The organism is Streptomyces sp. NPDC015139, assembly GCF_043079785.1.
In the GTDB taxonomy this organism is placed as follows: domain Bacteria; phylum Actinomycetota; class Actinomycetes; order Streptomycetales; family Streptomycetaceae; genus Streptomyces; species Streptomyces albidocamelliae.
This window is the reverse complement of sequence record NZ_JBIBUW010000049.1, coordinates 1-9,484: the sequence shown is the minus strand read 5'-3', so window position 1 is coordinate 9,484 and position 9,484 is coordinate 1. Positions and strand designations below refer to the sequence as shown.

The 9,484-nt window shown below is 69.8% G+C and carries 12 protein-coding genes and 2 pseudogenes; 7 read left to right on the top strand and 7 right to left on the bottom strand.

What is annotated here, in order from left to right; genetic code table 11:
* Positions 1-172: 172 nt before the first annotated feature.
* On the bottom strand, positions 173-901 hold the full coding sequence (locus ACF08B_RS41270) for a TetR/AcrR family transcriptional regulator (RefSeq protein ID WP_392322177.1): 729 nt from the start codon (positions 899-901) through the stop codon (positions 173-175).
* 106 nt (positions 902-1,007) lie between these two features.
* Here ACF08B_RS41270 and ACF08B_RS41265 point away from each other — a divergent pair, with 106 nt between their 5' ends.
* Both ACF08B_RS41265 and ACF08B_RS41260 read left to right on the top strand, forming a co-directional pair.
* Positions 1,008-2,093 carry an alpha/beta fold hydrolase gene (locus ACF08B_RS41265; protein WP_392322176.1) on the top strand — a complete coding sequence of 362 codons (1,086 nt, stop codon included), beginning with the start codon at positions 1,008-1,010 and terminating at the stop codon, positions 2,091-2,093.
* A 162-nt stretch (positions 2,094-2,255) separates the two neighbouring features.
* Positions 2,256-2,753, top strand: coding sequence for a cupin domain-containing protein (locus ACF08B_RS41260; protein ID WP_392322175.1), 498 nt, complete (start codon positions 2,256-2,258; stop codon positions 2,751-2,753).
* A 30-nt stretch (positions 2,754-2,783) separates the two neighbouring features.
* Here the strand turns inward: ACF08B_RS41260 and ACF08B_RS41255 are convergent, their stop codons facing one another.
* Together ACF08B_RS41255 and ACF08B_RS41250 are read right to left on the bottom strand one after the other, a co-directional pair.
* Entirely contained in the window at positions 2,784-3,422 is a 639-nt protein-coding gene (locus ACF08B_RS41255; RefSeq protein WP_392322174.1) for a DUF998 domain-containing protein, read from the bottom strand.
* A gap of 360 nt (positions 3,423-3,782) precedes the next feature.
* On the bottom strand, positions 3,783-4,463 hold the full coding sequence (locus ACF08B_RS41250) for an HNH endonuclease family protein (protein WP_392322173.1): 681 nt from the start codon (positions 4,461-4,463) through the stop codon (positions 3,783-3,785).
* A 225-nt stretch (positions 4,464-4,688) separates the two neighbouring features.
* On the opposite strand from ACF08B_RS41250, the gene ACF08B_RS41245 reads away from it, so the two are divergent.
* Complete coding sequence (locus tag ACF08B_RS41245) at positions 4,689-4,856, top strand: hypothetical protein (RefSeq protein ID WP_392322172.1); 168 nt, start codon at positions 4,689-4,691, stop codon at positions 4,854-4,856.
* Positions 4,857-4,888: 32 nt separating this feature from the next.
* Here the strand turns inward: ACF08B_RS41245 and ACF08B_RS41240 are convergent, their stop codons facing one another.
* Positions 4,889-5,131 carry a zinc ribbon domain-containing protein gene (locus ACF08B_RS41240; RefSeq protein ID WP_392322171.1) on the bottom strand — a complete coding sequence of 81 codons (243 nt, stop codon included), beginning with the start codon at positions 5,129-5,131 and terminating at the stop codon, positions 4,889-4,891.
* A gap of 204 nt (positions 5,132-5,335) precedes the next feature.
* Here ACF08B_RS41240 and ACF08B_RS41235 point away from each other — a divergent pair, with 204 nt between their 5' ends.
* Both ACF08B_RS41235 and ACF08B_RS41230 read left to right on the top strand, forming a co-directional pair.
* Complete coding sequence (locus ACF08B_RS41235) at positions 5,336-6,016, top strand: hypothetical protein (protein WP_392322170.1); 681 nt, start codon at positions 5,336-5,338, stop codon at positions 6,014-6,016.
* 203 nt (positions 6,017-6,219) lie between these two features.
* Entirely contained in the window at positions 6,220-6,672 is a 453-nt protein-coding gene (locus tag ACF08B_RS41230; RefSeq protein WP_392322169.1) for a ricin-type beta-trefoil lectin domain protein, read from the top strand.
* 305 nt (positions 6,673-6,977) lie between these two features.
* On the opposite strand, the gene ACF08B_RS41225 is transcribed toward ACF08B_RS41230, so the two are convergent.
* Positions 6,978-7,349 carry a hypothetical protein gene (locus ACF08B_RS41225; protein WP_392322168.1) on the bottom strand — a complete coding sequence of 124 codons (372 nt, stop codon included), beginning with the start codon at positions 7,347-7,349 and terminating at the stop codon, positions 6,978-6,980.
* A gap of 601 nt (positions 7,350-7,950) precedes the next feature.
* On the opposite strand from ACF08B_RS41225, the gene ACF08B_RS41220 reads away from it, so the two are divergent.
* Positions 7,951-8,325: an SRPBCC family protein gene (locus tag ACF08B_RS41220; RefSeq protein WP_392322167.1), complete on the top strand. Its 375-nt coding sequence runs from the start codon at positions 7,951-7,953 to the stop codon at positions 8,323-8,325.
* A 260-nt stretch (positions 8,326-8,585) separates the two neighbouring features.
* Here the strand turns inward: ACF08B_RS41220 and ACF08B_RS41215 are convergent, their stop codons facing one another.
* On the bottom strand, positions 8,586-8,756 hold the full coding sequence (locus ACF08B_RS41215) for a hydrophobic protein (RefSeq protein WP_199209256.1): 171 nt from the start codon (positions 8,754-8,756) through the stop codon (positions 8,586-8,588).
* Positions 8,757-9,084: 328 nt separating this feature from the next.
* On the opposite strand from ACF08B_RS41215, the pseudogene ACF08B_RS41210 reads away from it, so the two are divergent.
* Positions 9,085-9,393, top strand: a pseudogene (locus tag ACF08B_RS41210) (peptidylprolyl isomerase); the annotation flags it as partial.
* Positions 9,394-9,401: 8 nt separating this feature from the next.
* Here the strand turns inward: ACF08B_RS41210 and ACF08B_RS41205 are convergent.
* Positions 9,402-9,484, bottom strand: a pseudogene (locus ACF08B_RS41205) (transposase); the annotation flags it as partial.

Here is a 9,484-nt window from a genome sequence, read left to right as displayed (position 1 = left end):
AACGAAATGTTCTGCCTCCATTGACCCCCGTCCCGCGGGAGGGGTCATGCCCCTGATGTCCGTGGCACGCGAGTTCGGGACTTGACCGACCGGGGCAGCGATGTGCCTGGTGCCGTGCTGCCTGGTGGGCGTGGGGGTCTGTGGGGGGTGCGGCAGGTGTCGGCCCGGCCATTCAGGGGTGGTCGATCAGGTGGGCGATGCCGTCGAGGATGCGGTCGAGGCCGAAGTCGAGTGGGTCGCCGCCATGGGGGTCGAAGGCGCCGGCGGCGATGGCCGCGGCGAGGGCGGGGAAGCGGTGTCCGTGGCGCTCTAGTACTTCGCCGGCGAGCCGGTTCCACTCCTCGTTGCCTTCCTCGTCCGCATGGACGAGCTGCTGGGCGAGGCTGCGGATGTGGCCGATGATGAGCAGGACGGTGTCGTGCTGCTGTGCGGCCGTGAGCCCGGCGGGGGCGAGGGCGTCCAGTGCAGAGTCGAGCCAGGCGAGCTGGTTGGGGCCCATGAGCTGCCGGCGCATGGCGGTGGCGGTCAGGATCCAGGGGTGGCGGCGGTAGAGCGCCCAGCACTGGCGGGCCCACTCGGTGAGCCCTGCGCGCCAGCCGTGCGCCTCGGCGACGGCTTGGGAGGGGACGCCGAGGGCGGTGTCGACCATGAGGTCGGTCAGTTCGGCCTTGCCGGGGAAGTACCGGTAGAGCGCCATGGTGGTGACGCCCAGGTCGGCGGCGACGCGCTGCATGGAGACCGCGTCCAGGCTTTCCGCGTCGGCGATCGCGATGGCACCGGCGACGATGCGTTCGGCGGTCAGCGAGGGCTTCGGGCCGCGCCGCGGCTGCTCCTGCTCTCCCCACAGCAGTGCCAGGCTCGCCTTGGGGTCGCGCTTCTTCTCCCTGCTCGCCTTGCTCACAGCCAGGCCCTCCTCGGTCTGTTCCGGCTGGCGATTGACGCTCCGCCGTAACTGTGTATAACATACACTCAATTGCGTATTCGATACACAGTTCTGGGGAGTAACCGTGATCAGCGCCGTTCTCATCGCATCCGCCGCCGCTCTCGCCGCGCCCATCGCCGGGACACTCGGCCACCGCCGGCTCACGCAGGCCGCGGGCGCACGGCTGATGCGGATCGACACGCCCAGCGGCATCGACGAGCAGGGGTTCGTGCGCATCGGGGGCATCGAGCAGTGGATCTCGGTCCGCGGCGAGGACCGCGACAACCCCGTCGTGCTGGAGATCCACGGCGGACCCGGCGCCTCCAACGCCATCTACGGACCGCATACCCGAGCCTGGGAGAAGCACTTCACCATCGTCCGTTGGGACATGCGCGGCACCGGAAAGACACTTCGCCGCACCGGCGCCGACCGCCAGGGCGAGCTGAGTTTCGCCCGGATGTACGAGGACGCCGTCGAGGTCACCCACCACGTGCGCGCCAGGCTGGGCGTCGACCGTGTCGTCCTGGTGGCCAACTCCTTCGGCAGCACCTTCGGACTGCGCCTGGCCCGCCAATACCTCGACCTGTACTCCGCCTACGTCGGCACCGACCAGAACATCCACGACGCCGGCCGCGACGACACCGCCCACCGCGCGCTGCTCGGCCGACTGCACACCGCCGGCAAGCGCAAGGAACTCGCCGCCCTTGAAGAGATGGGCGCCGATACGCGGACCTGGACCGCCGAGCAGTTCGGCGCCTACGCCAAGATCGCGGCCACCAGCGACCCGCTGACGTTCTCCACCATGAAGTCCGTGGTCATGAAGTCGCTCTGGTTCTCCCCGTTGCACTCACTCGCCGACCTCGGCGCCCTCGGCAAGGGCATGAGACTCTCCGAGCAGGTCCTCCCCGCCACTGCCGGCTTCGACGACTGGGCCGACGGCACCGCCTTCGACATGCCGTTCTTCATCTTCCAGGGCGACCGGGACGTCCTCACCCCCACCGAGCGGGCGAAGCGGTTCTTCGACGACGTGCAGGCCCCGCACAAGGAGTTCGCGCTGATCGAGGGCGCGAGCCACTTCGCCTCCTTCCGCCACCCCGAGCAGTTCCTGCGCCTCATGCTGACCAAGGTCCGTCCCCTGGTTGCGAACCAGGAGCAGGTCGCGGCCCCGTGAGGGAGCCGATTCCGACGGCCATGGCCCCTCCGGCGTCGGCCAATTGACCCATGATTGCCCATCAGAAATGAACCACTGCATGGGTCTTTTCCCGTCATAGAGTTGTGGACACAAGGCCGGAAGGGAACACCGGAACGGCCGCTTACCAGGGGAGATACCACCATGAGCACCAACATGCTGAAGCCCGTTCTGACCCGTGCCGTCGAGGCGGAGACGACCAGCGACCCGAGCAGCACAATGACGCTGCTGGCCGACTGCGGCACCGACGGCAGCCCGATCACCAGTTACCGTTCGACGTTCGCGAAGGGCGCGGTCGGGGCCCCGGCGCACTTCCACACGCGGGCCTCGGAGCTGTTCTTCGTGATCGGCGGCGCGCTCCAGGTCTTGCTGAACGACGAGGTGAAGACGCTGAACGAGGGCGACTTCCTGCTTGTCCCGCCGCACACCCCACACGCCTTCGCCGCGGCCCCCGGCTCCACGGCCGACGTACTGTTCACCTTCACGCCCGGCATGCCGCGCTTCGACTACCTGCGCCTGCTCGGCCGCGTCATGCGCGGCGAGGCGAGCCCCCAGGAGATCAAGGACTCCTCCGAGCTGTACGACAACCACTACGTCGACAGCCCGCTCTGGCGCGCCACCCTCAAGGCGGCGGCCGAATAGGCCGGGCACCGCGAGGACGATCCAGAGGCCTCAACCAGCGGAGCTGACACGCTCTGCCGACATCGCCTCTTCCATACGACCCGCTGGACGGATCAGGCCAAAAACGCCGACAGTCAGCGCCCAGAGCAGGAGAGGAAGAGCGGCGACCCGTTCCATACCTCCCATGCCGAGACTGAGGTAGTGATGGGAGAGGAACAGCCCGAAGGCCGTGATCGCTGTGGCTCCCAGCATGCTGGTGCCCCACCGCAGGAGAGCCGGCACGTGTTCTGCCAGGCCGAACCCCGCCACGACGAGACCAATGTTGCCCCCTGCCATGATGAAAAGGGCGCCCACGACATGCTGGTTCTCGTTGACGTCCGCCGGTGCCAGCCCGGCCAACCCGAATCCCACGCCGGCACCGGCGAGCAGCAGTCGGGCCAAGGCAGGAGCCCGTCCCCTGCGCCAAAGGGCATCACCGGTCAGGGCAGCACCGACAACGAACAGCACCCCCAGGGCGGCAAACGAGACATTCATCAGACCGTGCTCGGGGGAACAGATATAGCGCGGTTCAGGATGTGGCTGCAGAGCGCAGCGAACGTTACCTAAGTCGCTGATGTTGTTCCCCGCCCAGCTATACGGTCTGGCCCAAGCCGACTCGGCAATCCAGTGGATGACGAAGAACTGCGCCACGCCTACGATCCATGCCGAGTACCCGATCCGGACTCTCACCTGTCCACCTTCCGCCACGCGAATAACCTGCGGACAGCCGATCATGCGGCGCCGGACTCAGACACTCCGACAAACCCCTGGAACGGGGTGGGGCAGACCCTACTGTGGCCGCCCCCGTCCCGCTGCCCGCGGCGACGGCCCGGTACGCGGGGTGCTCTCCTCCCGCTATGTACCGCCCCTGACCCGCTGGCTCGCGGGCACAGTCGGCCATCGGGGAGGAGACGGCGCCGCGGTCAACGCGTGGCTGTCCTGGCATGATCACACCCTGCGTCCTGGCAGACCGGCACGCCAGAGCCAGCCACCGCCCGCAAGGCGCGTGTGTCAACGGGCCAGCGTGACCGTGACGGGGGCGTTGGGGCAGGTGGCAAGCACGTCAGTGAGGGCGGTCTGCTCGGCGGTGTCGATGGAAAGGCCCCAGCGAGTCTTGTCGGCGACCCAGTCGGTGGCGTACTGGCAGCGGTACCCAGCGGCCGGCGGCAGCCACGTGGAGGGATCCTGGTCCGCCTTCGACCGGTTGGACGCGGCGGAGACCGCGATCAGGGCGCGGTCGTCGCCGAGGTCGTTGGCGTAGTCCTCACGTTCCGCCGCGCTCCAGGCGGAGGCGCCGGAGTCCCAGGCCTCGGCGAGCGGGACCAGGTGGTCGATGTCCAACCCGGTGGGACCCTCGATGTAGCGGTCGTCGTACGGCGAGTACCAGGCGCCCCCGATCAGGGAGCAGCGGTTGATCTGCTCGGGCGCGATGACGGCTTCGGCCTTGAGGACCTCGGCGCGGGTGTTGCAGCCGTCCTTGTCGGCGTCCACCCAGTGCTTGAACGCGGTGCGGACGTACCCGGTGCGGTCCTCAAGGCGGACCGGGAGCTGGGCGAGGGCGTCCTGCACGGGCAGGGTCACGCTCTCCCCGGGCGCGGCCGTGACAGTGGCGGTGGGGGCGGCGTGGGCGGTGGTCGGGGCAAGGAGAGTGGTGAGGGCGGCGGCCAGGACGGCGGTGCGGGCGAAGCGCACGAGCGGAGGTCCTCTCGAAGATCACGAAAGTGGTCGTGATCTTCGTAGCGGCCCGCGCGCGCGACGCGCCAGGCAATCCGGTACAGCACCACCCGATAGAGGGCGGGGGTCACCCGCGGGGGTGCCAAGCCCATCGCACCGGTGCTCACTCGTTCGGCGGTACGAGCAAAGCACCCAGGCCGTAAGACTCAGTCACCCCTTGATCATCTTCCTGGAGGAGACCGCATGCGCCTGCCTGCTTGGTCAGCCGCCGCAGCGTTGGCCCTGGCAGCCACCGTCATTCTTGGCACGAACGCGGCCGCGGCACAGCCCGGCAGACTGATCCCCGCCTGTCCGGGCGGCTCGATCTGCTTCTACACCGGTTCCAACTTCGGCGGCTCCAGCTGGGAGTGACTCCTCCCCCTCATGAATGAGGGGGCTTCTCGCTATGCCGGGTTGGCGTCGCGACGGACCAGCCCGGCCCGTAGGACGTTGATCGCACCCACGGTGTCAGCGTGCGCGTTGTGGCCGCACGCCTGACAGTGGAACTTCTCCTGGGTGGGCCGGTTCTCTCCTGCCGCAGAGGCGGGCAGCGCTACACCGTCCGGCGAGCACCAACCGTCGCCAACAAGCGACTTGAAGGCATCGTCGGTGCCGCGGGGCCCATCACACCGCCTCCAGAGCCCCACCCCGGCCGAACCGCACAGACGGCAGGTCTGTGCCCGACCCTCGTGGAAGGACGCTGCAAATGCGGGGCGGTGGCCGGTCTTCGCCGTGCAGGGCCAGGCGTGCCCAGTCCGCCCCCAAGGCCAAAGGCGGTGACCGGCAAGGCCGTTCTGTCGGTGAGGGCGCGTAGCGTAAGCCGGCACACCGAACCTGCAGCAGGAATCACCATGCCACCTCTTGGAGAGCAGTCCGCTTCCATCGCCGTGCCGCTCGTGCAGCGTCGGCCGCGGCGGTCGTCCGTCCGTCACGGCCAGGCATCGTGCGCCGACTACGGCTGCACCCGCCCCGAGTGCCGCCAGGCCGCAGTGCGTGCCCGCCGCCAACGCGACCAGGACCGCCTGCGCGGTCTGGCCGCACGCGTTGCGCCACATGCCGCCGCACGGTGGGCCGTCCGGCTGCGCGAGCAGGGCATGTCCGCACAGGACATCGCCGACCGAGCCGGCCTGTCCGTCACCCTGGTCCGCCGCCTCCTGCGCACCCCGGCACCAAGCCTGACGGCCCGGGACATCGCCCGCACCACCGCCGACGCCATACTCGGCATCCCCCTCCCCACGCGCCGCTCCCCCACCGCCCCCGGCCTGACCGACGCCGCCGAAGCGTCCCGCCTGCTGGCCGACCTGGCACGCGCCGGATGGCCCGCCACCACACTCGCCCAACGCCTGGACGTCAGCGCACGCACCGTCGCCGAAGTCCGCGACCAACGCCCCCGCCTCCACCTCGACCTGGCACTGCGCATACGCCGCCTGTACCGCCACCTGATCAGCCTCGATCCCGCCGGCTACGGCATCCACCCCACCGACATCGCCCGCACCCGCGCCGCGGCCGCCCGACGCACCGCCAGGCCTTGAGGCGGCAGAGCCCCAGAGCGCCGACGAGCCACGCCGCCCCGGCACGGTGAACGTGACGTGCCAAGGAGCGGAAACGTCCGGTGGCGGCGCGTGGCGATGGTCCTCGGAGGGGAGAACGTGCGGGGTGTACTCGCTGCGGGCACGCCGTGGAACACAGGCCGCCGGCATCGCGCCGGCGGGAAACGTCGAGTGAAAGGGGAATCATGCTTGTGCCGAGGCTTGCCGCCGTCGGAGCGGTCGTCGCACTCGCAGTGGGCCTGAGCAGTGCACCGGCTGGTGCCGTACCCCGCACCTCCGGTTTCAGGAATCAGGCTGCCGACCACCGGGGTTGCCTGGACTTCCGAGCCGACTACGGCCCATACATCTTCAACTGCAATCACACCAGCTATCAGCGGTGGTACTGGAACGACGACTACGAGTACACCGCGTTGCGGCAGCAGGCGACCGGGCTCTGCCTGACGCTGCGCAATGGCCAACTCACCATGAAGCCCTGCTCCGCCGCTGACGATGCGGCGATGTGGCAGATCGATGAGACACAACCCAGGCTGATCAGGAACCTGGTCAGCCGAAAGTGCCTCGCCCGGACGGCAAACGAGCGCGTCTCCACCGCGACGTGCACCGGAGGCGACTCCCAGCGCTGGACGACGACCTATTAGGCGTCGGGCGGGGCCCCCTGTCGGCCGGTCAGCCAGTCCGGCGGCAGTGTGCCCCGGGGAGGTGTGATCGGCCGCGAGAGCGGGGCACCCAGGGGCGCCGCTTGGGATGCTGGCAGCTGTTCATGTCCCGGATCCGGATGCATCGCAGTCCTGTCGTGCCCCCCGAACGTCGGGCGTCAGAAGTCAGGCCCCAGAACTCGGGGCCCGGAGCGGCGTCGCGTCGAGGTCCGGGAAGCGGCCACCCCAAACAGCACGGTGCCCCGCCCCTCCGAGCTCGGAGGGGAGGGGCGCAGCAGAGAGGGTGGTCAGCGGTTGGCGCAGATCGCGTACACCGAGATCCCGACGCTGCTGTACGCGTTCTGCCGCCCCAGGGCGATCCAGCCGCGTCCGTCGTCCGTCGGGAACGAGCCGACGAGCATCGCGTCAGCGCCCTGCGCCTCCGCGCCGCCGCCGACCGCGACCTTCCCGGTCGGGCAGTACACCGTCCGCCGCTGGAAGTTCGGCACGTTCGCGTTCGGCAGCTTCACCACCTGGTACCCGTCGACCACCGCGGCCGCCGCGCGGGCCGCCTCCGGCTTCGCCGGCGCCTGGCTGTCCGATGCCTGCGCCGCCCACCCGACACCCGACACCAGGGCCACCGCCAGCGCGCCCGCCCCCAGAGCCTTCAAGCCTCGCATCGTGCTCCTTCACGTCCGGTAAGGCCCCGACGACCGGGACCTCATCGCCACCGCCACCCTGCCGGGCCCGCACCCCCCAGAGCGCCGCGTACCGGGCCAAACGCCCGGATGTGAGGAACGGAGAGCACCGGAACTCGACACGCGCCCAACGCCCGCCCTCGGGCGCCCCAGCCGGTACCAGCCCGAGCCGACCAGCGGCACCGCCCCGCTCTGCGGGGCTGGTGGCGGCCTGCCGTCGGGCCTGCTCACGCTCGGGGGACCGCCGGCGCCGGCGCCGACGCGGATGACACCGGCCAGGCGCGCGGCGAGGCCGGCGCGGCACCGGAGGATCTGGTCCCGCAGGCAGCGCTCCACCGTCCGCCGGGAGACAGCGAGCAGCTCGGCCACCACCCGGGTGCCTCGTTGCAGGCTGCCGTACGACCGAGCGCACGGCTCGTCCTGCTCCCGTTGCCGCACCTCACCGAGACAGCCGCCGTGCCGCTCGGAATGCTGGGATGAGACCACGGGCACGGCCCTCGCCGAACGTCAGGATCAGTCCGATGACACCCGCTCCTCCCCCGCACCTGCCACGGCAGCTCTTCGGTCTGTCATGGCACGCGTGATGCTGAGCGCCCAAGGCGCGGCCGACCCCGATACGGTCTGGCAGCGCTACGCCGGCGTCGACCAGTGGGCCTCCTGGTCCCCGCAGATCAAGGCGGTCCACTGTGTGGGCCGCCGCCTGAGTCCCGGGATGAGCGGCACGGTCGAATCGGTCGCCGGCATCCGTGCCGCCTTCGTCGTGGAAGCGGTCGATCATGACCGCCGCGCCTGGACATGGCGGGTGCGTCTGGGGCGCATCCAGATCAGACTCCACCACGAGGTAAGGCCCCAGGGCCGCGGCAGCACCACCAGCCTGACGATGTACGGCCCGCAGCTCGTCCTGCTCGCCTACGCGCCCCTCGCCCGACTCGCACTGCACCGCCTGGTACAGCCCTGACCTCCCGGTCGGCTGCCCGAGCCGGTCCGGCCGGCGCCTGCAGCAGACGGCGCGTGCAGCGGCCCCGCAGACAGGAGGAGCAGGGTTCCACTGCTGGGCCCGCGGGGCCGATGCATCACTCACGTACCCTGCGGCGCGCCCGATACGCCCGATCCCTCCCAACCACCCCAGCAGAGCGCCTACTTACGCCAGTGGGCCCGGCCGTGACGGCCGGGCCCACTCAGCTCGCGTGGCGCGCTCCTCGCGCTGGCGTTCTTCGTCTACCAGCGGTACCAGCGGCCCTTGCGGCCGCCGCTGCCCGCGGGCCGGACGACGAAGCCCAGCAGCCACACCACGAGCACGATCACCGCGATCCACCACAGCGCCTTCAGCGCGAAGCCCGCACCGAAGAGGATCAGAGCCAGAAGAAGAACCAGAAGCAGGGGAACCATAGCTATCAACCTCCTGGCCACCAGGTGCCCTTACCTCGCACCGACAAGCACCCAAAAGGTGGGTTACTTTCACAAAGCACGGGGCATATGCGGTCCGCCGCGCCACGCAGGGTTCCCCCAGTCCAGCCCCTCACACACGATCAGGCGCCCTGCGCAAAAGAGGGGAGAAGCACGCGGTGTCCCGGGTTCGCAGCCGACCGCGCACTGATTCCGGTCGGGATGTTCGTTCGCCGGCGCCCGCCGTGCGGGTGAGATCCCGTGTCGTCGCCCCGGGGCCCTTCGACCGGCCAGGACACTGGCCAGGCCGGCAACGACACGGAGGACTGCGATGGCGGAAGAGCTGTACGCGACGCTGAAGACCAACAAGGGCGACATCGTGGTCCGGCTGCTGCCGAACCACGCGCCCAAGACCGTCAAGAACTTCGTGGAACTCGCCACCGGCGAGCGGCGGTGGATCGACCCGAACACCGGCCAGCCCAGCACGGAACCGCTCTACGACGGCACCGTCTTCCACCGGGTCATCGAAGGCTTCATGATCCAGGGCGGCGACCCCCTCGGCAACGGCACCGGCGGCCCCGGCTACAAGTTCACCGACGAGTTCCACCCCGACCTCGCGTTCACCAAGCCCTACCTACTAGTGCCGCATCAAGCAACGTTCGCCCTGTTCACGACCCTGCGCAGGTGTTCGTCGGCGGCGTGCTTGTTCCGCCAGATTATGTAGCGGCGGA

Excerpts from the sequence above, each read along its gene's own strand:
- ACF08B_RS41260 (WP_392322175.1), top strand. The coding sequence starts at position 2,256 with ATGAGCACCAACATGCTGAAGCCCGTTCTGACCCGTGCCGTCGAGGCG.
- ACF08B_RS41245 (WP_392322172.1), top strand. The coding sequence starts at position 4,689 with ATGCGCCTGCCTGCTTGGTCAGCCGCCGCAGCGTTGGCCCTGGCAGCC.
- ACF08B_RS41235 (WP_392322170.1), top strand. The coding sequence starts at position 5,336 with ATGCCACCTCTTGGAGAGCAGTCCGCTTCCATCGCCGTGCCGCTCGTG.
- ACF08B_RS41230 (WP_392322169.1), top strand. The coding sequence starts at position 6,220 with ATGCTTGTGCCGAGGCTTGCCGCCGTCGGAGCGGTCGTCGCACTCGCA.
- ACF08B_RS41225 (WP_392322168.1), bottom strand. The coding sequence starts at position 7,349 with ATGCGAGGCTTGAAGGCTCTGGGGGCGGGCGCGCTGGCGGTGGCCCTG.
- ACF08B_RS41220 (WP_392322167.1), top strand. The coding sequence starts at position 7,951 with ATGCTGAGCGCCCAAGGCGCGGCCGACCCCGATACGGTCTGGCAGCGC.
- ACF08B_RS41215 (WP_199209256.1), bottom strand. The coding sequence starts at position 8,756 with ATGGTTCCCCTGCTTCTGGTTCTTCTTCTGGCTCTGATCCTCTTCGGT.